This is a genomic window from Micromonospora parva (assembly GCF_040649675.1).
Classification (GTDB): Bacteria; Actinomycetota; Actinomycetes; order Mycobacteriales; family Micromonosporaceae; genus Micromonospora; species Micromonospora parva.
This window is the reverse complement of sequence record NZ_JBEZFX010000011.1, coordinates 145,952-172,195: the sequence shown is the minus strand read 5'-3', so window position 1 is coordinate 172,195 and position 26,244 is coordinate 145,952. Positions and strand designations below refer to the sequence as shown.

At 74.0% G+C, this 26,244-nt stretch carries 29 protein-coding genes; 9 read left to right on the top strand and 20 right to left on the bottom strand.

Annotated elements, in window-relative coordinates; genetic code table 11:
- Positions 1–94 precede the first annotated feature (94 nt).
- The 5 genes from AB0C03_RS26180 to AB0C03_RS26160 all read left to right on the top strand — a co-directional run bounded on the left by AB0C03_RS26180 (position 95) and on the right by AB0C03_RS26160 (position 5,373).
- Entirely contained in the window at positions 95–487 is a 393-nt protein-coding gene (locus AB0C03_RS26180; protein ID WP_357639465.1) for a PIN domain-containing protein, read from the top strand.
- A 152-nt stretch (positions 488–639) separates the two neighbouring features.
- A complete protein-coding gene (locus AB0C03_RS26175; RefSeq protein WP_030332749.1) occupies positions 640–900 on the top strand; it encodes a hypothetical protein in 261 nt (86 codons plus the stop codon).
- Between the two features lie 6 nt (positions 901–906).
- Positions 907–2,043 carry a hypothetical protein gene (locus AB0C03_RS26170; RefSeq protein WP_357639462.1) on the top strand — a complete coding sequence of 379 codons (1,137 nt, stop codon included), beginning with the start codon at positions 907–909 and terminating at the stop codon, positions 2,041–2,043.
- The gene (locus AB0C03_RS26165) at positions 2,036–4,714 is read left to right on the top strand and encodes an FtsK/SpoIIIE domain-containing protein (protein ID WP_357639460.1); all 2,679 of its coding nucleotides are present in this window, start codon (positions 2,036–2,038) and stop codon (positions 4,712–4,714) included. Before AB0C03_RS26170 ends, AB0C03_RS26165 begins: the two co-directional genes overlap by 8 nt.
- Positions 4,711–5,373 carry a hypothetical protein gene (locus tag AB0C03_RS26160; RefSeq protein WP_357639458.1) on the top strand — a complete coding sequence of 221 codons (663 nt, stop codon included), beginning with the start codon at positions 4,711–4,713 and terminating at the stop codon, positions 5,371–5,373. Before AB0C03_RS26165 ends, AB0C03_RS26160 begins: the two co-directional genes overlap by 4 nt.
- Positions 5,374–5,542: 169 nt before the next feature.
- Here the strand turns inward: AB0C03_RS26160 and AB0C03_RS26155 are convergent, their stop codons facing one another.
- Positions 5,543–6,829, bottom strand: a complete 1,287-nt coding sequence (locus AB0C03_RS26155) for a cupin domain-containing protein (RefSeq protein WP_357639455.1) — start codon at positions 6,827–6,829, stop codon at positions 5,543–5,545.
- Between the two features lie 9 nt (positions 6,830–6,838).
- Entirely contained in the window at positions 6,839–7,144 is a 306-nt protein-coding gene (locus tag AB0C03_RS26150; RefSeq protein ID WP_357594092.1) for a hypothetical protein, read from the bottom strand.
- Positions 7,145–7,301: 157 nt separating this feature from the next.
- Here AB0C03_RS26150 and AB0C03_RS26145 point away from each other — a divergent pair, with 157 nt between their 5' ends.
- On the top strand, positions 7,302–8,081 hold the full coding sequence (locus AB0C03_RS26145) for a DUF72 domain-containing protein (RefSeq protein WP_209444563.1): 780 nt from the start codon (positions 7,302–7,304) through the stop codon (positions 8,079–8,081).
- 42 nt (positions 8,082–8,123) lie between these two features.
- Here the strand turns inward: AB0C03_RS26145 and AB0C03_RS26140 are convergent, their stop codons facing one another.
- The 10 genes from AB0C03_RS26140 to AB0C03_RS26095 all read right to left on the bottom strand — a co-directional run bounded on the left by AB0C03_RS26140 (position 8,124) and on the right by AB0C03_RS26095 (position 13,955).
- Positions 8,124–8,552: a DUF2267 domain-containing protein gene (locus tag AB0C03_RS26140; protein ID WP_030332735.1), complete on the bottom strand. Its 429-nt coding sequence runs from the start codon at positions 8,550–8,552 to the stop codon at positions 8,124–8,126.
- Positions 8,545–8,730: a hypothetical protein gene (locus AB0C03_RS26135; RefSeq protein WP_357639451.1), complete on the bottom strand. Its 186-nt coding sequence runs from the start codon at positions 8,728–8,730 to the stop codon at positions 8,545–8,547. Before AB0C03_RS26135 ends, AB0C03_RS26140 begins: the two co-directional genes overlap by 8 nt.
- 111 nt (positions 8,731–8,841) lie before the next feature.
- Entirely contained in the window at positions 8,842–9,714 is an 873-nt protein-coding gene (locus tag AB0C03_RS26130) for a DUF72 domain-containing protein (protein ID WP_030332731.1), read from the bottom strand.
- A 48-nt stretch (positions 9,715–9,762) separates the two neighbouring features.
- Positions 9,763–10,161: a TraR/DksA family transcriptional regulator gene (locus AB0C03_RS26125; protein WP_030332729.1), complete on the bottom strand. Its 399-nt coding sequence runs from the start codon at positions 10,159–10,161 to the stop codon at positions 9,763–9,765.
- Positions 10,162–10,324: 163 nt separating this feature from the next.
- A complete protein-coding gene (locus AB0C03_RS26120) occupies positions 10,325–10,987 on the bottom strand; it encodes a nucleoside/nucleotide kinase family protein (RefSeq protein WP_030332727.1) in 663 nt (220 codons plus the stop codon).
- A gap of 41 nt (positions 10,988–11,028) precedes the next feature.
- Positions 11,029–11,634: a winged helix-turn-helix domain-containing protein gene (locus tag AB0C03_RS26115; RefSeq protein WP_357639447.1), complete on the bottom strand. Its 606-nt coding sequence runs from the start codon at positions 11,632–11,634 to the stop codon at positions 11,029–11,031.
- A 247-nt stretch (positions 11,635–11,881) separates the two neighbouring features.
- Positions 11,882–12,358, bottom strand: coding sequence for a winged helix-turn-helix domain-containing protein (locus tag AB0C03_RS26110; RefSeq protein ID WP_030332723.1), 477 nt, complete (start codon positions 12,356–12,358; stop codon positions 11,882–11,884).
- Positions 12,359–12,479: 121 nt separating this feature from the next.
- Positions 12,480–12,968: a rhodanese-like domain-containing protein gene (locus AB0C03_RS26105; RefSeq protein ID WP_030332722.1), complete on the bottom strand. Its 489-nt coding sequence runs from the start codon at positions 12,966–12,968 to the stop codon at positions 12,480–12,482.
- Between the two features lie 41 nt (positions 12,969–13,009).
- Entirely contained in the window at positions 13,010–13,465 is a 456-nt protein-coding gene (locus tag AB0C03_RS26100; protein ID WP_357639444.1) for a cysteine dioxygenase, read from the bottom strand.
- 112 nt (positions 13,466–13,577) lie between these two features.
- Positions 13,578–13,955, bottom strand: coding sequence for a signal peptidase I (locus AB0C03_RS26095; protein ID WP_030332718.1), 378 nt, complete (start codon positions 13,953–13,955; stop codon positions 13,578–13,580).
- A 109-nt stretch (positions 13,956–14,064) separates the two neighbouring features.
- On the opposite strand from AB0C03_RS26095, the gene AB0C03_RS26090 reads away from it, so the two are divergent.
- Both AB0C03_RS26090 and AB0C03_RS26085 read left to right on the top strand, forming a co-directional pair.
- Positions 14,065–14,412, top strand: coding sequence for an ankyrin repeat domain-containing protein (locus AB0C03_RS26090; RefSeq protein ID WP_400446865.1), 348 nt, complete (start codon positions 14,065–14,067; stop codon positions 14,410–14,412).
- Positions 14,413–14,443: 31 nt separating this feature from the next.
- Positions 14,444–15,394, top strand: coding sequence for a DUF3500 domain-containing protein (locus tag AB0C03_RS26085; RefSeq protein WP_357639439.1), 951 nt, complete (start codon positions 14,444–14,446; stop codon positions 15,392–15,394).
- Between the two features lie 131 nt (positions 15,395–15,525).
- Here AB0C03_RS26085 and AB0C03_RS26080 read toward each other — a convergent pair whose 3' ends face one another.
- The 8 genes from AB0C03_RS26080 to AB0C03_RS26045 all read right to left on the bottom strand — a co-directional run bounded on the left by AB0C03_RS26080 (position 15,526) and on the right by AB0C03_RS26045 (position 25,026).
- Positions 15,526–16,284 carry a class I SAM-dependent methyltransferase gene (locus AB0C03_RS26080; RefSeq protein ID WP_357639436.1) on the bottom strand — a complete coding sequence of 253 codons (759 nt, stop codon included), beginning with the start codon at positions 16,282–16,284 and terminating at the stop codon, positions 15,526–15,528.
- Between the two features lie 69 nt (positions 16,285–16,353).
- Positions 16,354–16,548: a helix-hairpin-helix domain-containing protein gene (locus AB0C03_RS26075; protein WP_030332711.1), complete on the bottom strand. Its 195-nt coding sequence runs from the start codon at positions 16,546–16,548 to the stop codon at positions 16,354–16,356.
- A 232-nt stretch (positions 16,549–16,780) separates the two neighbouring features.
- Positions 16,781–17,266 carry a DUF2231 domain-containing protein gene (locus tag AB0C03_RS26070; RefSeq protein ID WP_357639434.1) on the bottom strand — a complete coding sequence of 162 codons (486 nt, stop codon included), beginning with the start codon at positions 17,264–17,266 and terminating at the stop codon, positions 16,781–16,783.
- A 519-nt stretch (positions 17,267–17,785) separates the two neighbouring features.
- Entirely contained in the window at positions 17,786–18,526 is a 741-nt protein-coding gene (locus AB0C03_RS26065) for a GAF and ANTAR domain-containing protein (protein ID WP_210860052.1), read from the bottom strand.
- Between the two features lie 180 nt (positions 18,527–18,706).
- Positions 18,707–20,998: an accessory Sec system translocase SecA2 gene (gene secA2 / locus AB0C03_RS26060; protein WP_030332707.1), complete on the bottom strand. Its 2,292-nt coding sequence runs from the start codon at positions 20,996–20,998 to the stop codon at positions 18,707–18,709.
- Between the two features lie 75 nt (positions 20,999–21,073).
- Positions 21,074–22,879, bottom strand: coding sequence for an ABC transporter ATP-binding protein (locus AB0C03_RS26055; RefSeq protein WP_357639431.1), 1,806 nt, complete (start codon positions 22,877–22,879; stop codon positions 21,074–21,076).
- Positions 22,880–22,934: 55 nt separating this feature from the next.
- Positions 22,935–24,023: a zinc-dependent alcohol dehydrogenase gene (locus tag AB0C03_RS26050; protein WP_030332703.1), complete on the bottom strand. Its 1,089-nt coding sequence runs from the start codon at positions 24,021–24,023 to the stop codon at positions 22,935–22,937.
- Positions 24,016–25,026 carry a Gfo/Idh/MocA family protein gene (locus AB0C03_RS26045; protein WP_357639429.1) on the bottom strand — a complete coding sequence of 337 codons (1,011 nt, stop codon included), beginning with the start codon at positions 25,024–25,026 and terminating at the stop codon, positions 24,016–24,018. Before AB0C03_RS26045 ends, AB0C03_RS26050 begins: the two co-directional genes overlap by 8 nt.
- A 227-nt stretch (positions 25,027–25,253) precedes the next feature.
- On the opposite strand from AB0C03_RS26045, the gene AB0C03_RS26040 reads away from it, so the two are divergent.
- Positions 25,254–26,237, top strand: a complete 984-nt coding sequence (locus AB0C03_RS26040; protein ID WP_357639542.1) for a glucosyl-3-phosphoglycerate synthase — start codon at positions 25,254–25,256, stop codon at positions 26,235–26,237.
- The last annotated feature ends 7 nt before the right edge of the window (positions 26,238–26,244 follow it).

The window sequence follows — 26,244 nt, the reverse complement described above, 5'->3', positions numbered from 1 at the left end:
GGCGCGCGCCCCGACAAACGCCGCAGGTGGCGGTGCACCGGCATTCCGGGAGTGGCGTCGGGCCACTGCCGCCGGGTGGTGGCAGGCTGGCGGGATGGATGAGACCCCGCTGCTGATCGTGGATGGCGCCAACGTGGTCGGCTCCCGCCCGAACGGGTGGTGGCGTGACCGTGCCGGTGCCGCGGCCCGCTTGCGCGACTCGCTCGCCCCGGTGGCGACCGTCGGGTTACCGGCCCGGCTGACCGCCCCGGTGGAGGTGGTCCTGGTGGTCGAGGGGGCCGCGCGGGACGTGCCGGGCACCGAGGGCGTACGGGTGGTCTCCGCGGCCGGCTCCGGCGACGACACGGTGGTCGAGCTGGTGGAGGCGGAGCCGCGGCGTCGTCGGTTGGTGGTCACCGCCGACCGGGAGTTGCGCGGGCGGGTGACGGCGCTGGGCGCGGAGGTGTACGGGCCGCGCTGGCTTCGCGAGAACCCGACCAGCAACTGAGAAATTCTCGCACTGGGACTCCCACAGATCGGACTCCCGGCACTTCCGAGGGCCTTCCGGACAGGCGGGCAGGAACACCGACAGGGCGGATGTTCTTTCCCGACCGCCGATAGGCTCTAATGGAGATCTCCCCGCCCCCAGGAGGTTTCGCCGTGGCGAGCGTCGCCGAGCTGAAGGCTGCCATCGATGTCGCCCTCCAACAGATCGGAGACGGACAGACAGCCGTGCAGGCGGCCGGCGAGAAACTGTCCGAGGCCCAGCAGACCCTGGCCGGGGCGCTGGAGGGCAGCGGGCACGAGACCGTCGAGGCGGCCCAGGCCTCGCTGACCCAGGCCAGCCAGGAGCTGGAGGAGTGTCTCGCCGCGACACTTGTCGCGGTGGAGCAGGCGCAGCTCTACGTCTCCACCCTGTAGGCCGTCATGTCCATCATCGAGGATGTCGGCGGGCAGGTCCGTGCCGCCACCGAGGAGTTCCCGCACGCCCTGCTCGGGCAGGCGCTGGAGAAGTTCGGCCTGGCCGCGGAGCGGCTGCGCTGGGTACGACAGGAGTCGGCCAACCCGATGGGGGTGCCCGAGCTGTCCGCCGCCACCGAGCACGCCGAGAGCGCCGGCTACGCGCTGCGGGTGGCGCAGGAGCAGCTGTCGGCCTACCTGACGGCGATCGGGCTCGGCGCGGACGGCGGCCCGGCCCCCCGACCCGAGCAACGCGCTCCCCGACACGACACGCCACCGGCGGCCGGGCCGACCGCCGTGGCACCGGAGTCGGCCGAGCAGGTGCGCATGCGCCGCTGGTGGTCGGTGCGGGTGGCCGAGCTGACCGGCGGGCGCGAGGGCACCGACGACGAACCCGACGAGCGGGTGGGCGACTCCCAGGAGTTGCTGCGCCGGGTGGCGGGTGGGGTCCGCTCCGGCGACCGGGACCGGCTCCGCACGGAGCTGCGCCGGGCCTCCGCCGACGTGGGGCTGGGCATGGCGGCGCTGGCGCCACCGCTGCTGCGCGAGCTGGCCGGTGAGCTGCTCGGTCACCCGCCCCGCGCCAGCGACCTCGGTCGGCTGCGCGGCGAGTTGGACGGGCGCGTCCGTGACCTGCTGCCCGGGCTGCCGGCGCCGGTGCTGGAGACGCTGCTGACCCGGGTGTGCCGGATGCCGCCGCCGCGCTCCTCAGGCGAGCCACCGCACGCCGCCGACTCCGCGGTGACCGCCGGGGTGGCGACCGGGCTGCTGCTCGCCCGCCTCGGCCGGGACCTGCCGGCCGGCGGCGCGAGAGAAGCCGGCGGCGCGAGAGAACCGGCGGGCGCGGGTCCGCGAGGCGACGCGGGACAACCGGCGCGCACCGGGCAACCGGCGGGCGCGCAGCGACCGGGTGGGACCGGACGGCCAGCGGTCGGGGTTCCCCGCCCCGGCGGTGCGGTGCAGCGGCCGGGCACGCCCGCCGCGCAGCGCTCCGGTGGCCTGCCGCCGCGCCCGGACGGGCTGTCGCCGCGCCCCGGCGGGCCACCCCCGCGCTCGGGCAGCCCGTGGCGGGACGCGCCGACGCGTCGGGGCTCTGATGGCTGACCGGCGCGGTCAGCTGGCCAGCCGGGTCCGGGACACCCTCGCCGAGGCGCTCGGCGCCACCCGTACCCGGCTGTCCGCCGCCCACGCCGAGCTGACCGCCGGCAGGGAACGACTGGCCCGGGTCCAGCGGGCGGCCGCCGCCGTACCGCAGCGGGTGGGCGCCCAACGCGACCGCCGCATCGCCGAGATCGACGCCCGCTACTCGGCCCGGATCGCGGAGCTGGCCCGGCGGGCCGCCGACGCGGCCCGGCAGGAGGCCCCCGGCTGCGCGGGGGCCGACTGGGCCGGGTGGGCGCCGACGCCCGCCCGCCGGGCCGAGCCGCCCGGCGCGCTGCGGGTCGGCACGGTCGGGATCGACGGCGTCGACCCGGTGCCCGCGCTGGTGCCGCTGCTCGACGCCGGGCACGTCCACCTCTCCGGAAACGACCGCGCCGGCTGCGACGCGGTGGTGGCCGCGTTGCTGCTGCGGGCCGTCGGTCGCGCCGACCCCGGGGCGGTACGACTGATCGGGTACGACCCGGACCAGCTCGGCGGTGGTCTGGCCGGGTTCGCCCCGTTGGGCACGGCGGGGCTGCTCACCTTCGTCGGCCCGGGCGGGTTGGGTCCGCTGCTGGACGACCTGGTGGAGCAGATCCGCCGGATCAACGAGACGGTCCTCGCCGGGGAGTACGCGTCGCTGCGCGAACTGGCGGCGGCGACCGGCCGACGACCCGAACCGTGGCGGGTGGCGGTGCTGCTCGGCGGGGAGGAGCTGAACCGGCACGAGCGCGGGCAACTGGACCGGGTGGTGCGTGCCGGCGCCGCCTGCGGCGTACACCTGGTGGTGCACGGTGCGCCGTTGCCGGAGGACCCGACGGTGACCCGGGTGGTGGCCGAAGCGTCCGGCGCGCGGATCGGCGGTTCGGCCGGGCTGCCGGTCCGGCTGGACCCACCGCCACCGGCGACGCTGGTCACCGAGACCTGCCGGGACGTGGCCGCCCGGGTGAACGCGGGCCCGCCGCCGACCCCCTTCACCGACCTGCTGCCCCCGCCCGAGCTGATGTGGCGGGAGGACTCCGCCGACGGGTTGACCGCGCCGATCGGTGAGGGCCCGCACGGCCGGCCGGTGCGGGTGACGCTGGGCGACTATCCACCGCACGCGCTGATCGGTGGGCCGTCCGGCACCGGCAAGACCAACCTGATCTTCGCCTGGATCGGCGCCCTGGCGGCCCGCTACTCCCCCGCCGAGCTGGAGTTCTACCTGCTGGATTTCAAGGAGGGGGTCTCCTTCGCGCGGTTCGCGCAGGGCCGGCGCGACCCGAGCTGGTTGCCGCACATGCGCCTGGTCGGCATCAACGTCAACACCGACCGGGAGTTCGGGCTGGCGCTGCTGCGCTTCCTCGCCGAGGAGTTGCGCCGACGCGCCGACGCGGCCAAGAAGCACGAGGTGACCAAGCTGGCCGAGCTGCGCGCGGTCGACCCGACCGGGCACTGGCCCCGGATCGTCGCCGTCGTCGACGAGTTCCAGATGCTGCTGGCCGGCCGGGACGTGGTCGCCCGGGAGGCGGCCGACCTGTTGGAGGACCTGGCTCGCCGCGGCCGGTCCCAGGGCATCCACCTGGTGCTCGCCTCGCAGGACGTGCGGGGCATCGAGGCGCTGTGGGGCCGTCCGGCGCTGGTCGCCCAGTTCACGTTGCGGATCGCGCTGCCCAAGGCGTTGCGGATCCTGGCCGAGCGCAACGACGCCGCGCAGTCCCTGCCGCGTTGGCACGCGGTGGTCAACGCGGAGTCGGGCATGGTGGAGGGCAACGAGGTCGCCCGCATCCCGTCGGCCAGCGACTGGGAGACCTGGAGCGGGTTGCAGCACCGGCTGTGGCGGATGCGCGCCCCCGACGCGGCGCCCGCCCGGCTCTTCGACGGCGACGCGATCCCCCGGCTGACCGACGCCCCGGACTTCCGGGCGCTGGCCGCGCCGCCGGACGGCAGCGCGCCGCGTAACCCGGTGGCGCTGCTCGGCGAGATCATCGACGTGCAGTCCCGCTCAGCGGCGCTGCGGCTGCCGCGCGCCCCGGGCCGCAACCTCGCGGTGCTCGGCACCCGGGTCGACGAGGCGTGCGCGGTGCTGGACGCGGCGGCCCGGTCGCTGGCCCGCCAGCACCCGCCGGGCACCGCCCGGTTCTCCATCGCCTGCCTCGACGCGGACGCCGACCCGGTCGCCCGCGCCCTCTACGACGACCTGGCCGACGACGCCGCCTGGTACGACGAGGAGACCGTCGGCGAGCTGATGGCCGAGACGGCCGACGGGCTCAGCGGCGGCCCGGGGAGCCCGCACTACCTGCTGTTGTTCGCAGTCGACGCGGCAGCGGGCGCGCTGGCCGTCCGGGCGGGTCGGCGGACCGGTCTGGAGCAGCTGCGCCGGATCCTGCACGACGGGCCGGAGCGGCGCACGCACGTGCTGGCCTGGTGGCGGGGTGTCGCCCGGATGCGCGCCGACCTGGGTGGGCCGGCCGCCCGCACGGACCAGATCGGCGCGTGGGTGGCCCTGGACGCGCACGGCGGGGAGCTGGGTTCCTCGCTCTACCCGGGCACCGGCGGCCCGGACTGGTATCCCCGCCCGTGGCGGGGCCTCTTCTTCGACCGGGCGGTCCACCGCACCGGACAGGTGATCATCCCGTATGGACCGACGCGATGAACGAACCGGTGACCAGCGAGACGTACGCGGCGCAGCTGCGGCGGCTGGCCGACCTCACCGCGCGGGTGCGCGAACAGCGCGCCGAGGCGCACACCTGGCACGAGCGGCAGTGCGCCGCCGCCGAGCGGGCCGTCGCCGACGCGGCCGAGCAGCTCCGCAGCGCCGAGGAGGAGCTGGTCGCCGCCCGTGAGCTGCAGGAACGGGTCGACGCCGAGGTGGCCCACCTGTGGCAGCTGGTCCGTTCGCGCCTCGGCGCCCGTCGCCTCGGCGGCCCGCCCGCCCCGGCGAACGGCGTCGGGGCCACCGACCCGGTGCCGCTGCTCGCCAAGGCCCGTGACCTGATGGACCGGGCCGGTCAGCCGGGCGAGTTGCCGGGCTCGGTCAACCCGCTGCTGGTGCTGTGCGGGGTGGCCGGCGGGGTGCTGGCGTACGCGCTGGGTGCCGGTGCCCGCGCGCTCGGTGTCGGCTACGGCGGCGACCTGGCGGTCGGTCTGCCGGTGCTGGCGCTGGTGGTGACGCTGCTCGGCCCGCTGGTGGGTCTGGTGCCGGCGCGGGTGCTGGCCGACCGCCGGCACGCGGTGCTCGGTCCCCGGCCGATCACCGTGGTCCTCGGTGCCGGTCTGCTGACCACCGTGCTGCTGCTGGTCCTCGGCCGCTGACCCCGCGTGCGGCGGTCCCGCCGGCGCGGGCCCTCGCGCCGTGCGCGCCCCGTCGTGATCGACTCGGCTTCCTGGAAACCGCGCTGTCCCTGCCTCCCGGACACCGCGACTTCCTGAAAAGCGAGTCGATCACGGCCGGGACCGCTCGATCACGGCCGGGACCGCTCGATCAGCCGGTCAGAGCCGGGACGAGCACTGCCTCGCGGAGCAGCCGTCGGGCCAGGGTGACCCGGTCGGCGTCGTCGGGTAGACCCGGCAGGTCACCGACCCGGGTGACGGTGCCGGTGAGCAGGGCGCGGGTGGCCGGCTCGCAGCTCGCCGGCAGGGTGATGGTGCGATCGAAAAGCCGCACCGCCACCGTCTCCGGATCGTGCGGCACCAGCTGCCAGCGCAGGCCCGGCCGCAGTGTGAGCCGGGAGTCGGCGTCCAGGGTGGCCAGCGCGTCGGCCTGGGCGAGCGGCCGGATCGGCGCCGGGCGGGCGGCCGGCCAGGCGCGCTGGCGCAGCCGCGCGGCGACCGCGCCCGGGTCGACGCGCAGCAGCCAGTCCCGCAACGCCTCCACGGTCTCGGTCAGCTCCGGCTCGATGGCGTCCGGGTCGGCGACGTCGGTGCCGAACGGCAGGCTGGCTCGCAGTCGCTGGTCCTCGGCGGCCAGCGCCAACAACTCCTCGACCAGGGCGTAGCGGGTGAGCGCGCGGATGCCCACGGTCAGGTGCAGCGAGCTGGCGTCCTGCGCCTGCGCGCTGTGCAGCCACCCCCGGGGCAGGTAGAGGGCGTCACCGGGGGCGAGCACCACGTCCAGCGCGGCCGGGCCCTGTGCGGTGGCGGCAACCTCGTCGGCGCGGCCACCCCACTGCTGCTTCTCCAGCGGGTCGGGCAGCACCGGCGGGTGGATGCGCCAGTGCTTGCGGCCGTCGACCTGGAGCACGAACACGTCGTGGGTGTCGTAGTGGGTGGCGAAGCCCTGACTGCCGGCCGGGGTCAGGTAGGCGTTGATCTGCAACGGCTGGTTGAGCGCGAGGCCCAGATCGCGGGCGAAGTCGACGAGCGGCGGCCAGATCCGGTGCAGACCCTGCAACACCAGGGTGGCCCCAGAGGCGTACTGCTCCAGGACCCGCTCGTCGAGGACCTGGTCGCCGATCTCGGCGCCCGCACCGCCGCCGCCGGTCCAGCGCGACGCCGCGACCAACTGGCCGTCCTTGGCCACGCGCAGGAACGGGGTACGCAGACCGCGCCGACTCAGCAGTTCGTCGGCGTCGGCGGGGCTGAGCAGGTCGGTGAAGCCGGACGGGTCGGGCAGGTCGGCGGCGCGCGACAGCAGCGGGGTGTGCCCCCAGTGCGCGGCGGCGAACTTGGCCGGTTCGACCGAGACGCAGCGGGCCAACGCGGCGGTGGCCTCGGCGGACGGAACCGCCGGGCGGCCGTGGTGGCCGCCCGGCGGGTCGAGGTACGTCATGGCGTGCCGCTACCGGGCGCTGCCGTCAGCGCCACCGTCCTGCTGGCCCGGGGTGGCACCGCCGTCGGCGGGGCCCTCCGCGCTGCCGTCGGCGCCACCGTCGTGCTGACCCGGGGTGGCACCGCCGTCAGCGGGGCCCTCCGCGCCGCCGTCAGCGCCACCGTCGTGCTGACCCGGGGTGGCACCACCGTCGGCGGGACCCTCCGCGCCACCGTCGGCGCCACCGTCGTGCTGACCGGGGGTCGCGCCACCGTCGGCCGGGCCCTCCACGCCGCCGCCGCCGGTGGTCTGCATGTCGTCATCGTTGAGTGCCATCGGTACTCCCTCGGGTGTGCCGCCCCGCCGTGCGCCGGGGTCCGTCGTGCTGCGGGTGGTACCCCACGCGCGATCTTCTCTAACCCTCACCGTAGACGCCGAACCGGGGCGACACGGGCGGTTCGCGAGCGGCGGCGCAGAGTGCCAGGATGGGCTGGTGATCGTGGTGGGCACGTCCGGCTGGCAGTACCGGGACTGGCGCGGCCGTTTCTACCCGCGGGGTCTGCCCCAGCGGCTCTGGCTGGAGCACTTCGCGGCCGGGTTCGCCACTGTCGAGGTCAACAACGCCTTCTACCGGCTTCCCGAGCGGGACACCTTCGCCGCCTGGCGGGCGCGGACCCCGGCGGACTTCTGCGTGGCGGTGAAGATGAGCCGCTACCTCACCCACATCAAGCGACTGCGCGACCCGGCGGAGCCGGTGGCCCGGTTCCTCGGCCGGGCCACCGCGCTCGGTGACCGGCTCGGCCCGGTGCTGCTGCAACTACCACCGAACCTGCGGGCGGACGTCGAGGCGCTGGACGCGACGCTGCGACTGTTCCCGGCGCAGGTGCGGGTCGCTGTCGAGCCCCGGCACCCCTCCTGGTGGACCGACGCCACCCGGGCGGTGCTGGAACGGCGTCGGGCCGCGCTGGTGTGGGCGGACCGGCTCGGACGGCCGGTCGCCCCCCGCTGGCGCACCACCGACTTCGGCTACCTGCGGCTGCACGAGGGGCGGGCGCGGCCCTGGCCCCGCTATGGTCGCGCCGCGCTGCGGTCCTGGGTGCGCCGGCTGACCGACGACTTCGGCCCGGACGAGCCGGCGTACGTCTATTTCAACAACGATCCGGGCGGCGCGGCGGTCGTGGACGCTGTCGCGTTCGCCGCGCTGGCCCGCCGGGCCGGGCACCCGGTGTCGCGGGTGCCCACCGCTGCCGAGGCAGCCGGCACCGACGACTGAGCCCGCCCGACGATGGTCGGGCGGGCCCACGCTGTCAGGCCGTCACGGCATCATCACCGCGAGATCCCTGGGCATGGTGTCCTTCACGTCCTGCCACTCACCCTGGGTGACGTGGCGGCGCAGCGTGTCCAGCACCACCTGCGTCACCCGCTCCGGGCCACCCTCCGCGTCGTACGGGAAGCCCTGCCGCACCTCGTACAGGAAGTCGTCGCGGTTGAGCTTGATCGGCACGTCCGACGGCACCCAGCCGTCGAAGTAGATGCCCCGGACCAGCACCGGCAACTGCTGGGCGAACTCCACGCTCTCGTTCACCGGCAGCCGGTCGCGCAGCAGGTGCAGCACCGTGCGCAGGGCCGCGTACGACTGGTTGCGTCGCTCCTTCGGCCAACCGTAGGCGTCCTCGATGTCCTTGAGAATGATGTTCGTCTTGTCCAGCGAGGACTCGAACGCCGAGATCATCGAGTCAGCCATTGGTCGACCCCCGTTCCATGGTGTCCCACCGTCGGTCATCGGCGCGGCGCGGCGGCCCCACCGGCCCACGGCGGGCCCGCACCGGGCTGCCCTGCGGTGCTCGTCGGGCGTTGTCGGCCGAGCCGACCACGTGCAGGACGGCACCACGCCGTCGATCCGTCACCAGTCGAACCGTCATCCCCGTCACCTCCGTGTCGTCTCCGGCGTCGACCGTCCGCGGACGGCCGTACCCACCGCGTCCACCCTCGCCGCGGGGCGGGTGATGTGGCACCACCCGGATCGGGTGAGGTCAGTCCACGTCGAGGAGACCGGCGAGGGTCTTCGCGTTGGTCTGCGCATAGTCGCGGTAGCAATTGTTCATGAGAACGTGGGTCTGCCCGGCCTCGTCGGCCAGCTCGCGCAGCTTCGGCGCCCAGTCGGCCAACTCCCGCTTGGAGTAGTGGTAGCCGAACTTCTCGTGGATGTCCTTGCTGGTCCACTTGTCGCTGTGGCCGTGGAAACGCATCACCGCGAGGTCCGCGGTGGCGGCCAGCACCGGGGGGAGCGACGAGCGGTGGCCCTGCGGCATGTCCACGCACACGTACGGCAGGTGGTGCTCGCGCAGGAAGGCCAGGGTCTCGTCGGCGTTGTCACCGTCGAACCAGGAGGCGTGCCGGAACTCGTACACCGGGCGCAGGGGCGCGCAGCGCTTCGCCACCTCCAGCAGGTACTGCTTGTTGGCCCGCTTGATGGTGAACCAGGGCGGGAACTGGAACAGCAGCGCGCCCAGTTTGCCGGCCTCGACCAGCGGGTCCAACGCGGACAGGAAGCGCGTCCACACCTCCTCGTACGACTGCGCGGGCAGGTCGTCGGGGTAGACGTTCTTCTTGTCGGTCTCGGGGCGCAGGTCCTTGTAGAGCGCGCTGACCCGGGTGGGGTGCCCGGTGAGCAGGCTGAACGCCTTGATGTTGAAGGTGAAGCCGGGCGGGGTGCGCTCGGCCCACAGCCGGGCGGTCGCCTCCGCCGGCGGCGAGTAGTAGGTGGCGTCCACTTCGACGAGTGGGAACTGCCGGGCGTAGTACGCCAACCGCTTCTCCGGGGTGTCAGCGGTCTGCGGGTACCACCCCGAGTCCAGCAGTGTGCGGTCGGTCCAGGACGCGGTGCCCACCAGGATGTCACCCATTGGTGCAGTCCATCGCGTCGCGGACCGACCGGCAACCGCTGGCGTGGCTCAGGCCGCCCGCCGCTCGCGCGTCTGCTTGCACGTCACGCACGTGGTGGCGGACGGGAAGATCTCCAACCGCTCCACCGGGATCGCCGCCGAGCAGCCCTCGCACCAGCCGTAGGTGCCCTCCTCGAGCCGGCCGAGGGCGTGCTCGTACTGGGCGCGGCGGTCGAGGATGGTGCGCAACAGGGACTGGGCGGTGTCCCGCTCGGCCGTCTTGGTGCCGCTGTCGGCCTGGTCGTCGCCGGCGGTGTCGCCGACCTCCACCAGCCGCAGCACCTGGCTCTGGAGCACCGCCTGGTCGTACTCGCCGGTCAGCTCGTCGTAGCGCGCCTGGAGCGACTGCCGGATCTGGTCGATCTCCGTCTGGGACCGGGTCGTACCGACCGTGTCGTGGACGAGCATCGCTGCCTGCCTTTCTGGGCCTCTGCCTCAAGCTGAACCGGATGCCGGCGGCACGGGGCCTCGGTCACGGTCGCGTTCGGTGCGCGGGCGATCACCCGCGCTCTGTGAGCCGGGCGAGTACCCGCCCGATCAGCCGCGCAAACCGACAGATTCTCGGTTGTTGTCAGCCGTCCTGGTCGGGCTCCACGAGCGCCGGTCGGCGGGGGTCGTCGGCGCGTACCACCACGTCGGCGAAGCTCGCCGGGACGACCTCCTCGGCGTACCTGTCGAAGGCCGGCAGCGCCCACTCCTGGGCTGCTTCGGTACGCCGGCGCAGTGCCGCCGGGGACAGCTCCAGGTGGACGGTCACGTCGAAGGGCAGGCCGCCGCCGAGCAGCAGGGGGCCGCTGACCAGGACGACGCCGCCGGGTGCCAGGTCGACGTAGCGGGCGCGGCTGGCCCGGTCGGCGTCGGCGTCCCAGAGCGACGGGAGCAGTCGGCCGCTGCCGCCCGGACCGGCCGGGTCCAGCACCTCGCGGCGCAGCCCGGCCTCGTCGACCCATGCCTCGTAGAAGGAGTCCGGGTTGGTGCGGCCCAACTCGAAGCGCAGCGACGCCGGGCGCAGGAAGTCGGTGGCGCGGACGTGCAGCACCGGGTGGCCCTGGGCGCGCAGCGGGTCGACGAGCGCCGCGGCCAGTTCGTCGGCGCCGGCGGCGGGAGCGCCATCCACTGCCACCCGTAGCCGCGCGGGCCCGGCGGCGGCGCTCGCGACGCGGGTGGCCGCGTCGGCCAGCCGACCGGTCAGCTCGGTGACGAGCAGGTCGGGCGAGATGGGGCGGATGCGCACCGGACCATCCTGCCCCGCGCCGGGCGGCTCGGCGACGCCGGTCAGCCGGTGCGGTCGATGGTGACCCGGGCGTCGTCGGCCAGCCGGTAGCCGACGCCGTAGACGGTGGTGACCAGCGGAACGTCCACGCCGACCTTGCCGCGCAGCCGACGCACGTGCACGTCGACGGTACGCACGCCGGCGTGCTCGTAGCCCCAGACAGCGTTGAGCAGTTGCAGCCGGGTGAACACCCGACGCGGGTGCGCGACCAGGTGCAGCAGCAGGTCGAACTCCAGCCGGGTCAACGGCAGCGGCTCGTCGTCGCGCAGCACCGAGCGCGACGACGCGAGGATGTGCAGGGCGGGAATGGTCGGGCTGATCGGGCGGGCCGCCGACCGGGCGGCGGGCGCCTGGTCGGGGCGGCGTTCGGCCGGGACCGAACCGATGATGACGCCTTCGCCCCGTTCCAGCATCTCCCGAGCGGCCTCGAGCAGCCGCCGTGCCGCCGGGGTCAGCGACTCCTCACAGGCCAGCGGGATGGACAGCGTCACGGTGAGCACGGGCGCGGCGGTGTTCGCCGGGCGACGCTGCCCGCCGGGAGGTCGACCGGGCACCGCGGGCTGGGACGTATGCCATCCGGCGCGCGACGAGGCGGGGCTGACCGACATGGTCCTCCTTGGGCTGGTCCGGGTATCTCCCCACGGCCCGGGACGCCGCTTCATCGATGCTTCCCGGCGCCTGGGCGAGGGTCAAGAGGCGGCTGCGTTGCATGAATGTGACAATTGACGAACACATCGGAGCCAGATGCTCGCTCTGCGTACGAGGCCTGATGATTACAGCAGAGTCGCCGAGATGCCCCGATACGGGGGTCCCCGACCGGTTCACCAGGCCGGTCACGTGCCGCCGGACCAGCGCTCAGCCGCTGTGGTCCACGCTGATCGCCGCCGCGTCGGCCAGCCGGTAACCGACCCCGTAGACCGTGGTGATCACCTCCGAGCCGTCCAGCTTGGCGCGCAGCCGACGGACGTGCACGTCCACAGTCCGCGCCACCGCGTGCTCGTAGCCCCAGACGCTGGAGAGCAGTTGCAGGCGCGTGAAGACCCGGCGCGGCCGCTCGGCCAGGAACAGCAGCAGCTCGTACTCGATGCGCGTCAGCGCGATGACGTGGTCGCCCCGGCGGACCGTCCGCGACCCGGCCAGGATGCGGACATGGTCCTCGTCGGCGGACGGCTCGGCGGTGGCGGGAGATGGGACCGGGTGCGGCCCCGGCGTGGCGTCCCGCACGGCACGCAGTTGACCCTCCCCCGACTCGGCCAGCTCACCGAGCAGCTGCACCAGCCGGGCCAACCGCGGGCTCAGCGGCCCCGGGGCGAGGTCGAGGGTGATGGTCAGGGTCGGGCCGGTGCGCGGGCGGGCCGGGCGTACCCCCGGGTGGCGGCGGGTGGGGATGGCGACGACGGACATGGTGCCTCCTGAGTGGCGGTGGGCCGCCACGCCGGGTGTGGCGTGACGGTCAGCGGCGCGTCCGGCCGGCGTTGACCGGGGACGCGTGGGGTGCGCGGTGGTGCAGGGGGGTCGGGCCGAGGGCGGGCAGGCCGGCGATCCGCCAGGCCGCGAACCCACCGACCACGTCGGTGGCCCGGTGCAGGCCGACGTCCTGCAACGCGGCGGCGGCCAGCGACGAGGTGTAACCCTCCTGGCAGAGGATCACCACCGGTACGTCGTAGTCGACGGCCTGCGGCAGCCGGGCTGGGCAGCGCGGGTCGAAGCGCCACTCCAGCACGTTGCGCTCGACGATGAGCGAGCCCGGCACCACGCCGTGCGCGGCCCGCTGGGCGGCCGGGCGGATGTCGACCAGCAGCGCACCGCTCCGGTACGCCAGGTGCGCCCGCTCCGGGTCCAGTCGGCGCAGCCGGGCCCGGGCGGCGGCCAGGATCTCGTCGATGCCCCGGGAGCCCGGCGGCGGCACGGGGGCGGGACAGTGCTCGGCGGTCATCTGCATTCTCGGTTCCTTCCGGTGACAGGGGATCTCGGTGCGCCGACCTACCAGGACCGGCCGGCCTCGGCGATCTCGGCGACCCGCAGCCGACCGTCCCGCAGGTGGTAGCGGGTCATGCGCAGCAGTGCCGGTCGGTAGACGTGCACGCTGACCGCCGGGTCCGCGCCCCGGTTGGTCACCTGGTGCACGTGCCGGGGGCCGAAGCGCCGGCCGGCACCGGCGGGCAGCAGTCGGGGGCGGAGGCGGCCGGTGCTGACCGTCTCCTCGGTGAGCACGCCGGCGACCACCCGGAACGCTCCGGAGGAGCCGCCGTGGTCGTGCAGGTCGGTGCCCTGCCCGGGCAGCCAGCTCAGCGCCCACACCTCGTGCTCGTCGGTGACGGCGAGGCGGGCGTACCAGCGCTCGGCGGGGTCGAACCGCAGCGCCACCGGCCAGCCGGCCGGGTCGGCCCACCCGGCGGCAACGGTGAGCAGGTCGGGCTCCGGACGGTGGTGCGTCATGGCGGTTCCTCGCGGGTCGTTCGGCGGGGTGCCCTCGTACTCTAGACGGCAAAGCCTATAGGTTTAGTAGGTAATTCCGCCTGTTGGGACGCCGGTCAGCCCCACGGGTCGATCAGCGCAGCACGGGCGGGTCCACCCGGTAGCCCGGCAACGACGGCCACCGCACTGTCAACACCACCGACGCGCTCTCGGCGAACCAGGAATGGTCGACCCCACGAGCCCACACCACGTAGTCGCCCGGCGCGGCCAGCCGTACCGTCCGGTCCGGCAGCTCCACCCGGAAACACCCCTCGACGAGGACGAGCAGCGTGGTGCGCAGCTCGCCGGTCGCCCACCGCGACCGCGCCTGCCCGGGCGGATGCACACCCCACTTCACCTCGACGTCGGTGCTGTGCCGGATCTCTCCCGGCGGCGCGAAATGCCCGAGCAGCCAACCGGCGTTGGTGGCGCCGTCGACACCCGCGTTGCCCACGTACACCGTCTCACCCATCGGATCCCTCCCCCAGCGCGCCGGCCGAGCAACCTATCAGCAGCGGTGCGACTAACCTGGGGCGGTGACCGAGGACCTCGACGCCGAGACGCTGGCGTTCGCGCACCGGATGTTCGACCTGGCCCGGGCCGGCTCCACCGACGAACTGGCGGCACAACTCGACGCCGGCCTGCCGGTCAACCTCACCAACGACAAGGGCGACACGCTGCTCATCCTCGCCGCGTACCACGCCCACCCGGACACGGTGGCCGCCCTGCTCAGCCGCGGCGCCGACCACACCCGGGCCAACGACCGGGGTCAGACCGCGCTGGCCGCGGCGGTCTTCCGCAGCAGCACCGAAGCGGTCCGCGCGCTGCTCGCCGCCGGCGCCGACCCGGCACACGGCAACCCGTCGGCCCTCGAAACCGCGCGCTTCTTCGACCTGCCGGAGATGACCGAGCTGCTGCGCGTCGGCTGACACCGGCCCGGCCTGGCGGTATACAGGGGCGGTGGAAGATCCCTTGCCGGAGCAGATGCGGGCCGCCGGCACCGCGCTGCTGACCGCGCTCGACCCCGCCGCCCGCGAGCGCGCCGCGCACTCGTTCGACGACGAGGCGGCCCGCCGCTGGCTGGAATACCGGCCCCGACCCCGACCGGGCGTCTGCCTCGCCGACCTCGACGTCACCGCCCGCAAGGCCGCGCACCGGCTGCTGGCCACCGCGCTCAGCCCCTCGGCGTACGCGCAGGCCATGGCCATCATCTCCCTGGAGGAGGTGCTGGACCGGGCCGAGGGCTGGCAGCGCGGGCGGCACAGCGCCGACTACTGGGTGGCCGTGTTCGGCGACCCGGCGCGCGACGACCGCTGGGCGTGGCGACTCGAAGGCCACCACCTGTCGGTGAACATGACAGTGGTGGACGGTCAGGTCTCCCCCGCGCCGATCTTCTTCGGCGCCAACCCGGCCGCCGTCCGCTACGCCGGCCGGCCGGTCTCCCGCCCACTGGGCGTCGAGGAGGACCTGGCCCGCGCCCTGCTCGACGCGCTGGGCCCGGCCGAACGGGCCGCCGCCATCATCGCCGACGAGGCGCCGGCGGACATCATCAGCGCCACCCGTGGGCGGGTCGACGGGCCGCTGGAGCCGCTCGGCGTACCGGCGCGGCGGCTCGGACCGACCGGCCGCGCGCTGCTCGACCAGGTGGTCGCCCTCTACCTCGACCGGCTGCCGCCCGAGCTGGCCATCCGGGAGGCGACCCGACTGGACGCCGGCGCGCTGCACTTCGCCTGGGCCGGCCCGACCCAACCCGGGCGGCGGCACTACTACCGGGTGCAGGGCGACGACCTGCTGATCGAGTACGACAACACCACAGCGGACGGCAACCACGCGCACACGGTGCTGCGCCGCCCCGCCAGCGACTTCGGCGCCGACGTCCTGGCCACCCACCACCACACCCACCCCCACTGACCCCCGCGCCCCCACCCGCGCCCCACTCCCACTCCCACTCCCGCCGATCTTGCAGTTTCGGTGGTCGGTCTGTCCGGGTAGGCGGCTTTTGCGGCGACCGAAAGTGCAAGATCGGCGCATGTTCAGGGGGGTCAGGGGTGGGTGGCCTCGATGAGGAAACGGTGGGCGTGGGCGACGAAGGGGCCCTCGTCGACGATGCGGCGGTGCAGGTTGGCCAGGGGTGCGCGGTAGCGCTCGACAGTGAACCCGGGCACCGTCCAGATCACCTTGCGCAGGAACCAGACCACCGCGCCGATGTCGGCGAAGGTCGCCCGCACTGTGGCCCGACGCAGGTCGACCACCCGCAGGCCAGCGGCTTCGGCAGCGGCGGCCGCCTGCTCGGGGTGGCGCTGCGCCGGCGGCGGCAACGGCCCGAGCATCGCCTCACTCAACTCCCGCATGGTGCCGGCCCCGATCTGCTGCGACAGGAACGTCCCGCCCGGCCGCAGCACCCGGGCCGTCTGCACCCAGTCGGTACGCACCGGATGCCGACTGACCACCAGGTCGAACGAGGCGTCGCGAAACGGCAGCGGCCCGTCCGGCGCGACCGCCACCACCGACGCACCGATCCGACGCAGGGTCCGTCGGGCGACCTCGACGTTCGGCGGCCACGCCTCGGTCGCCGTCAGCAGCCTCGGTCGACGCGGCACCTCGGCGAGCACCTCCCCGCCGCCGGTGTCCACGTCCAGTGCCGCATCGGCGTACGCCATCCGGTCGGCGACGAGCCGCGCGTACCCCCAGGGTGGACGTTCCTCGGTGGCCCGGCCGGCCAGCCAACCGAAGCCCCAACCATCGACGGGCGCCGCGGCGGCCTCCGCTATCAGGTCCTCGGCGTCACGCTCGACAGTCATGGCGGTCAGCCTCGCGGCCGGTCACCCGGGCGGCAACCCATTTGCCGCCGGCTGAGCGGCGGCGGTGCCTCAGCCGAGACCGAGCCTGTGCTCTTCGAGGGCGGACTGCAGGATGTCGAGCGCCTTCGGGCCCATGCCGTGCAGCCTGGCCAGATCCGCCCGGGGGACGCCCGCGAGCTGACGCAACGCGGTGTAGCCGGCGCCGTGCAGGGCCCGGGTGGCCGGCGCACCGATCTTCGGCAGCGTGTCCAGCGAGGAGGTCATCCGCGGATGGTAGACCGCAAACCGCCCGGATGCTCGACCCCGGTGCGGGCGACTCGACGCCGTGCGGGTGACCAGACGCAGTGGGGGTGACCAGACGCCGTGCGGATGACCAGACGTCGTGCGGGTGACCAGACGTCGTGCGGGTGACCAGACGTCGTGCGGGTGACTCGACGCCCGTGCGGGTGACCAGGGGCCCGGCTCACGCGCCCGGCGGTCCCGGCGGGCGGGTCGGTCAGGGGCGGGCGATCTCGCCGGTGGAGCCGGCGAGCGCGTCCAGGCCGCCAGCCTCGACACGGCCGCTGTCGAACTGACGCATCAGCCGGGCGCCCAGGTGCACGCCGACCCCGCCGACGGCCAACGCGACCAGCTCGGTGACCAGGATCGCGACCGACGCGCCGCGCTGCGGGGAATGTGACCGGACCAGGCAGGTGAGCAGGAACATGGCGGCCATGACCGCGTTCACCAGGTTGAAGGCGACTGCGGTGCGGCGGGTACGGTCACCCGGAACGTCCCACAGGTCGACCATGCCGGCCACGGCGGTCAGCGCGGCAGCGACGAGCGCGGCGATGCCCGTCCAGTAGCCGACCTCGCCGAAGAACGCGGGCCCGCCGACGACGTCGGTGAGATCGAAGACGGTGGCACTGACGAACAGCCCGAGCGGGAACGTCACCAGCATCGGTTGGATCGCATGCCCCTGCACCCGCAGCCGGCTCTGCATCGGTCCTCCCCCGGGTCGGCGCAGCTCACCTGACCAGAGTGCTACCCGGGGTCGGTCGAGACGAAACGAAACGGTCCGACTCGTCGCTGACCGGGCGAACGGACACCACCCGCCCTGATCCACTCGCGTTTCAGGAAACCGCGCCATCCGGGCGGCCGGGACACCCCGACATCAGGAGTGATCCACTCGGGTTTCAGAAAACCGCGCCGTCCCACCGACCCGGGCACCCCGACTTCAAGAAACGCGAGTCGATCAAGCGGGGACCGCGCGGACGCGGGGACGCCGGGACGCCGGGACGCGGGGACGCGCGGACGCGGGGACGCGGGGACGCGGGGACGCGGGACCGCGCCGAACGCCAGGACGCGGGGACCGCGCGGAACGCCAGGACCGCGCGGAACGCCAGGACCGCGCGGAACGCCAGGACCGCGCGGAACGCCAGGACCGCGCGGAACGCCAGGACCGCGCGGAACGCGGGGACGCCGGAATGCGGGGACCGCGCGGGACGCCGGGCCGGGGTGGTCAGGTGTCGCGTGAGCGGGAGACTGTCCGGACCAGCCGTTCGGCCACCTCGCGCAGCGGTATGTCCAGTGACGACGCGGCGGTCCGCAGCACGTCGAGGGCCTCGGCCGGCGGGCAACCGCGCTGCGTCATGATCACGCCGACGGCCTGGTCGACCACTCCGTCCTGCAGGAGCGAGGCGTCCCGAACACCTGCGAGGGTGAGCTGCCGGCTGCGGTCGCGGACGGCGGCGAGCAGCAGTCCGGCGTGTTCGGCGAGCAGCATCGCGGTCAACTGGTGTTGCGGGGTCAACAGGTCCGGCGCGGCGGCGTACAGGTTGATCGCGCCGATCACCTGGTCGTCGATGTCGACCGGCGCGGAGATCACCCCGCGTACGCCGAGGTCGCGGGCGCGCGCCGTCCAGGCCGGCCAGCGGGGCTCACCGTCCAGGTCGGCGGCGAGGATCATCTCGCGGCGACGGATCGCGCTCATCGCCGGCGAGTCCGGACCGTGTCGCAGGTCGTCGAGCCCGGCCAGCCCTTCGTCGGAGGCGGCCACCCCGGCCGGCTCGCCGGCCCGCAGCGCGGTGAACCCGCACCAGCGCACCCCGGCGACGGCGTCCCGGGTGACCCGGACCAGGGCCAGCAGAGCCTCATCAAAGTCGGTCAGGGCGATCAGCCCGGCGGTCAGCTCCCGTAACAGCGCGGCTGCTTCCAGGACGCCGAGTGTCTGCACCACCGGTTCCCGCGTGTCGAGGTTCACCGGTGTGCAGCCTCCGTGCCGTTTCGCGCCTGCCCGGCACGCATCGTCACCTGTGTCATCGTCTGCTCTCTCCCGACTCGACCGACCAGCCCTACTACCCTCGGAAACCCGGGTCGAAACGGCGTAAATCGGGGCCCCTGTCGCGCCGGAAGGCGCGACGGGGCCCCGACGTCCGGTAACTCAGCGCGAGGTGCCGCTGAGCCGCCGCCCGATCGACGCGATCAGGCGGTCGAGCTCGGACCCGAACGGGTTGTCGTGCACCAGGTACGTCCACGTGGCGGTGGGCCGGACCAGGGTGCCGTCGTCGGGCTGCCAATCCTCATCGAATTCGGTCTCGTTGAAGGTGGCGATGGTGCGGGCCTCGATCTCCGGGATCAGGTCGTTGAACGCGGGCACCGCGGCCCGGTGGAACTCGTCCAGCGGGTCGAGCCGGCCCAGGGCGCGCAGGTGCACGCCCTCACGGACCTCCGACAGCTCGGCCAGGTGCTCGGCCCAGAGCCGGTCCAGGTGGTAGAGCGCGATCGACCGCGCGGCACGGGCGAGCAGGTCCTCGTCCATCTCGCCGGCCTTCTCGGGCTCCTTCTCCAGCAGCATCACCGCTGCCACGTCGCTGGTCAGCAATCGCTCCCGGCGCGCGGCGAGGGCCTTGCGCTGCTGCTCGATCACCACGCTGTAGCGCCAGGTGTTGCGGTGGATCTCGTGGTTGACGCCCTCGGCGACCCGCTGGGCGTGCTCCACCGCGTAGTCGACCTGGTCGTCGGTCACCAGGCCGTCGGCGTTCATCCGCGGCGAGGCCGGCACCGAGTCGGCGGCGTGCCGGACCACGAGGTCGTCCTCCAGGCTGACGAAGAAGACCGAGCCACCGGGGTCGCCCTGCCGGCCGGCCCGGCCGCGCAGCTGGTCGTCCACCCGGCGGCTGTCGTGCCGGCCGCTGCCGATCACGTAGAGCCCGCCCAGCTCGGCGACCCGCTCCCTGTCGCTCTGGTCGCTGCCGCCGAGCCGGATGTCGACGCCCCGGCCGGCCATCTGGGTGGAGACGGTGACCGCGCCGTACGCGCCGGCCTCGGCGATGATCGCCGCCTCCTCGTCGTCGTTCTTGGCGTTCAGCACGACGCAGGGCACGCCGGCAGCGTTCAGCCCGGCGGCCAGCCCTTCGGACTCCTTGACGTCCAGGGTGCCGACCAGCACCGGCCGTCCCTTGGCGTGCGCGCGCTGGATCTCGTCGACGAGCGCCTCGTCCTTCTCGGCCCGGGTGGCGTAGATGCGGTCCGGCTCGTCCTCGCGGATGCACGGGGTGTTCGGCGGGATCACCGCGACCTCGAGGTTGAAGAACTCCCGCAGCTGGTCGCCGACGTGCACGGCGGTGGCGGTCATCCCGCACACCTTCGGGTAGAGCGCGATGTACGCCTGCATGGCGATGGTGCCGAGCACCTCGCCCTCGGCGGTGGCGTCCAGCCCCTCCTTGGCCTCGACAGCGGCCTGGAGGCCGTCCGGCCAGCGGCGGCGCTGGGCCACCCGGCCGCGCATCTCGTCGACCAGCTCGACGGTGCCGTCGCGGACGATGTAGTCCACGTCGCGGTGCAGCAGGGCGTGGGCGTGCAGCGCCACGTTGACAGCGGAGAGCTGCGCGACGTGCTCCTCGTCGTACAGGTCGATGCCGAGCTTGGCCTCGATGGCGGCCAGGCCGGCGGAGGTGAACGCCACGCTCCGCCCGTCCTCGGCGACCGTGTAGTGCTTGCCCTTGCGCAGGCCACGGACCAGTGCGGCGGCGGCGTGCACCGGGTCCTGCTCGCCCGGCACCGCGCCGGCCAGGACCATCGGCACCCGGGCCTCGTCGATCATGATCGAGTCGGCCTCGTCGACGATGGCGGTGCTCAGCGCGGGCTGCACCCGGTCTTCCACGTCGGTGGCCAGCTGGTCGCGCAGGTAGTCGAAGCCCGCCTCGCTGACCGAGACGTAGGTGACGTCGCAGGCGTACGCGTCGCGCCGCTCCTGCGGGGTGGACGCCTCGTTGACCCAGCCGACGGTGAGGCCGAGCAGGGTGTAGACCGGCTCCATCCACTGGGCGTCGCGGCGGGCCAGGTAGTCGTTGATGGTGAGCACGTGCACCGGCCCGTTGCCGAGCCGGACGTGCCCGTACGCGGCGATCGTGGCGGTCAGTGTCTTGCCCTCACCGGTGGCCATTTCGGCGACCTTGCCGGAGAGCAGCGACATCGCGCCCAGCAGCTGCACGTCGTACGGCCGCTGGTCGAGGCCACGGCGGGCGGCCTCGCGGCCGACGGCGCAGATCTCCTCGTAGTCGGCGGCGGCACCCGCGGCCTGGGTCAGCTCGGCGTCGTCGAGCGCGGCGAGCTCAGCCTCGCGCGCCTCGATCGCCGGGAGCAGTTTCTCCAGCGGAGCAAGATCCACGGTCGAGCCGGGGCGCTGGAGGAACCGCCGGAACTTGCTCTTGAACCGTTGAGACACACCCATGAGCGGCAACGGTACGCGATTCGGGGCACCATGTGCGGCCCGGCCGCCCGGCAAGTCGGCGGCACCGGGACGGAGTCAGCCGACCAGCAGCTGGTGGCTGGCGAGCTCCCGGTACAGCGGGTCGGTGGCGGTCAGTTCGGCGTGGGTGCCGACGGCCACCACCCGGCCACCGTCGAGGACGACGATCTGGTCGGCGTCGACCACCGTGGCGAGCCGGTGCGCCACGATCAGCAGCGTCCGGCGGACGGCCACCGCGTCGATGGCGCGGCGCAGCGCGACCTCGTTGCGGGAGTCGAGGTTGCTGGTCGGCTCGTCCAGCAGCAGCACCGGCGGGCCGGCGAGCAGCGCGCGGGCGATGGCCAGTCGCTGCCGTTCACCCCCGGAGAGCAGGACGCCGCCCTCCCCCACCTGCACGCCGAGGCCCTGCGGGGTGCGCTGCGCCAGGTGTCCCAGGTTGACAGCGTCGAGGACCTCGCGCAGCCGGTCGTCGGCGGCGTCCGGGGTGGTGATCAGCAGGTTCTCCCGCAGCGTGCCGGCCAGCACGGGGGCCTCCTGCTCGACGTAGCCGAGCCGGGCCCGCAGCGCGTCGCGGGGCAGGTCCCGCACGTCGGTGCCGTCGAGTCGGATCGCGCCGGCGCTGACCTCGTAGAACCGCTCGACCAGGGCCAGCAGTGTGGACTTCCCGGCGCCGGAGGGGCCGACCAGGGCGGTCCGGGTGCCGGCGGGCACCGCGAAGGTGACCTCGTGCAGCACCGTCTCGCCACCCGGGTAGCCGAAACCCACCCGGTCGAACTCGATCATCGGCGTCGGGCGGCGCGGGGTCGCCGTCGCGGTGGCGGGCGCCGGCCGGTCGTCAGCGCCCTCGGCGGGCACGGCGAGGATCTCCTCGATCCGCTGCAGGGCGCCCAGGCCGGACTGCAACTGGGTGTACGCCCGCAGCACCTGGCCCAGCGGCAGGGCCAGCAGGAACAGGTACATGACGAACGCGACCAGGTCACCGACGGAGATCGCCCCGGCGGCGACCCGCGCCCCTCCGATGCCGAGCACCAGCAGGAAGGCGCCCTGCACGGTGACCGAGCCGATCGGGCCGACCAGCGCCTGCACCCGGGCCACCCGCAGCCCCGCCGTGTACGCCTCCCGGGCGCTGCCGGTGACGGTCTGCGTCTCCCGGGCCTCGGCGCGGCTGGCCCGGATGGTCCGCGCCGCCGAGATGGCCCGTTCCACCGCCGAGGTCATCTCACCGATCCGCTCCTGGGCGGTCCGGGCCAGCGCCCGGACCCGACGGGCGAAGGTGGCGGCGAAGGCCAGCCCCAGCGCCACCCCGAGCAGGGTGACGCCGAACAGTAGCGGGTCGAGCAGCACCATGGCCGTGCCGGCGCCGACCACCGTCACCGCCCCGGTGACCGTCTCGAAGAGACCGGAGGTGACGACGGCGCGCAGCAGTGTGGTGTCCGAGCCGACCCGGGAGAGCAGGTCGCCGGTGCGCCGGCGGTCGTACTCGGCGATGGGCAGCCGCAGCAGGTGACCGGCCAGCCGGCGCCGGGTGCCCAGCACCAGCCCTTCGGCGGTGCGTTGCAGCAGGTAGTCGCGCAGCCCGCCGATCGCCGCGCCGAGCACCACGAGGGCCACCAGCACCGCCACCAGCTCGGACACCCCCTGCTCGGCGCCGATCCGGTCGAGCACGGACCGGGTGAGCAGCGGCTGCGCCAACGACGCCGCCGAGCCGACCAGCGACAGGACGCCCACCACGACCAGGGTGCCGCGGTGCTCCCGCAGGTACGGCAGCAGCGCGCCCAGGCCGACCGGCCGGCCCGCGGCGGCCCCGCCGCCCGGCCGGTCTGTCGCGGTGCCGCCGGCCGGCCGGTGCGTCGAGGTGCTCATGCCGGGAACGGTAGTCCGCCGTGTCACCAGGGCGGGCGCGCTCCGGCCCGGCGGGTCAGGTGGCGAGCACCACCTGGAGTTCCTGGCGGCGACGGTCGGCCAGGTCGGTGAGGAGGGCGGGGGCCTCGTCGAACGGCACCACCGCCGAGACGAGGTGCTTGCGGATCGTGTCGCCGTACGCCCGGAGCAGGTCGATGGTCTCGGCGGAGAGCCGTTCGCGGTCCCAGGTGGGTGCGAGCCCGCGCGGCACCCGGCCGATCTGGGCGCAGCGCAGCGACAACCCGTTGTGGTGGAACTCCTCACCGAGGCGGACCGCGTCCGCGCCGCCCTGGTAGAAGGCGAGGTCGATGACGGTGCCCTGGGGGCGCAGCAGGCGCAGGGCGAGGTGCAACGCCCACGCCTGCCCCCGGCACTGGAACACCACGTCGGCGCCCCGGTCGCCGGCGGTGTGCGCCCAGCGGGTCTTGAGCACGACCGCCGGGTCGTCCGCGTCCGGGTCGAGGGTTTCCAGGCCGAGCGCCTCGGCGACCTGCCGGCGGTGCGGGGTCGGGTCGAGCACCACCACCGACGCGGCCCCGTTGCGCCGGGCGAACAACGCCGTCAGCAACGCCACGACACCGGCGCCGATGACGGCGACCCGTCGGCCGCGTACCCCGTCGCCGAGCGCCCGGACGTCGGTGCCGTGCAGGTCGGCGGCGGCGTGCAGCAGCCCGTTGGCGCAGATCGGGCCCATGTGCGCGACGTACACGCCGAGCAGTGGGTCCAGGTCGTCGGGCAGCGCCACGAACCGTTCGGCGACCGGGTCGGCCAGCCACCCGGTGCGGTGCCCGTACGTCATGGCACCGACAGTGCCCACCGCGACGGCCGGTGTTTCGCTCTCCACCACCCGGCCGACCTGCATGTACCCCAGTCGCGTCACCGGGTAGGGAGTGCTGGCCGGGCCCGGCTGGAACAGCCCCAGGTCGGCGTTCCAGGTGACGTTCAGGTAGGGGTTCGTGCCCTTGACGTAGCTCAGCTCGGTGCCGGCGGAGACACCGCTGAACAGCGTCTCGACCCGGAACGTGCCGGGACGCAGCGGCGCGGCGTCCTGGTCGACCAGATCGACCTGGCCGGGACCGGTGACCACCACGACCTTGTCACGCATCGACGGTCACCCCGCTGGCGAGCACCGCCGGCGCGGTCGCGGTGGCGAGCCGCACGGTCGTGCCGGTACGGGCCGAGTCGGCCACCGCGAGGGCCAGACGTTGGGTCGCGAGGGCCTCGGCGTACGGGACGCGCACGTCGTCGCCGATGCCGCGGACGGCGTCGACGAAGGCGCGGTCCACCGCCACCCGGGCGGCTTCCGGGTCGGCGGGGAGGTGTCGTTCGCCGTCGGCGTCGCGGATCGACAGCCCGTCCTCGGTGATCGCGAGGGCCAACCCGTCGGCGAGGATCTCCAGGCCGGCGCGGTGCTTCCAGCCGAGGACGCAGGCGGCGCTGAGCGTGCCGACCGCACCGTCGGTGAAGCGCAGTGCGGCGGTGGTCACCGAGTCGATGTCGGCGCCGTCGACCGGCGGCGGTGTGCCGTTGCCGTACGCGGTGACCTCGGTGACCTCGCCGGCCAGCACGCGGATCAGGTCGAGCACGTGGGCGGCCTGCTCGACCACCGGGCCGCCGGAGCGGTCCCGCCGCGACCACCACGCCACCGGGGGCACCTTGTCCAGCCAGGTGCCGCTGACCATCCGCACCGGGCGGTCGGCGAGCAGGTCGCGGGCCTGGTCGAGCACGCTCAGGTAGCGCCAGTGGTGGCCGACGGCGGTGCGCAGTCCGCGCCGCGCGACCAGGTCGGCGATCCGCTCGGCGGTGTCCAGGTCGACAGCGACGGGCTTCTCCACGAACATCGGCACCCCGGCCTCGATGATCGCCTCCTCGGCGGGGCCGTGCGCGAACGGGGGCACGCAGACGTACACGGCGTCCAGGCCGGTGGCCAGCAGTTCGCCGACGTCGGCGCAGGCCCGCCCGCCGTGCTGGGCGGCCAGCGCGGACGCGGCCTCCGGTGCGACGTCGGTGACGCCGACCAGTTCGACGTCGTCGAACCCGGCCAGCACCCGTGCGTGGCGCTGTGCCACGCCGCCGGCTCCGACCAGACCCACCCGGCATTTCCGCATCCCGACACCCCTTCGAAGACTTTTCAGCTGCGCTGGGAGCAGTCCCCTGGGGTGTGCGCAATCAAACGTTCATCCCCCGGGAACGCACTGACGTCCCCTCTGTGATCAAGCTGTTGCCAGGAAAGCGGTTAGCGCGTGATGCGGAATGGGAACAACCAAATTCGGTTTTTCCACGCACGAATGGAGGGGTGCCCGTGCGGGATACGACATCGAGCGTGTCACCGGTGGTGGAGGCGTGGGCCACGTACCGGACGACGTCGGCTGCGGACTGGCCGACCCGTCGGCTGATGCGCGCCAAGGGTGGGACCCGGGTCAGCGTGGTGCTGCCGGCGCGCAACGAGGAGGCCACCGTCGGCGCGATCGTGTCGACGATCCGCGAACACCTGATGGATCGGGTCGCGCTGGTCGACGAGCTGATCGTGGTGGATTCCCGATCGACGGACCGGACCGCTCAGGTGGCCCGCGCCGCCGGCGCGGAGGTGGTCAGCCAGGACGCGATGACCCGCGGGTTGCCCCGGCTCACCGGCAAGGGCGACGCGCTCTGGGCCGGGCTGGCCGCCGCCGAGGGGGACGTGGTGGCGTTCATCGACGCCGACCTGCGGGAGTTCCGGCCGCACTTCGTCAGTGGGCTGCTCGGCCCGCTGCTGACCGACCCGTCGGTCGACTTCGTGAAGGGCTTCTACCACCGGCCCCTGGTGGGCACCGCCAACGTGGAACAGGACGGTGGGGGCCGGGTGACCGAGTTGATGGCCCGTCCGCTGCTCAACCTCTTCTGGCCGGAGCTGGCCGGTTTCGTGCAGCCGCTGGCCGGCGAGTACGCGGGCCGCCGCGACGTGCTGGCCCAGGTGCCGTTCGTCTCCGGGTACGGGGTGGAGACGGCCATGATGATCGACCTGCTCGATCTGGTCGGCCTGGACGCGCTGGCGCAGGTCGATCTCGGTGAGCGCAAGCACCGGCACCAGGACACCGCCGCCCTGGGTCGGATGTCCGCGCAGATCATGTTGACCGCCTGGTCCCGGTTGCAACGGCGTGGGTGGGCCACCCCCGGGTTGGCGCCGGAGGCGTTGCTGACCCAGTTCCGTCGTGGCGGTTCGGACACCCTGCCGAACCTGGACCGCGAGATCGTGGTCAGCGACGTTTCCATCGAGGAACGCCCGCCGTTGGCCGAACTGCGTCACCGGGTTCCCCGTCGCCGGGTGGCCGCCGCGTGAGCGCGCA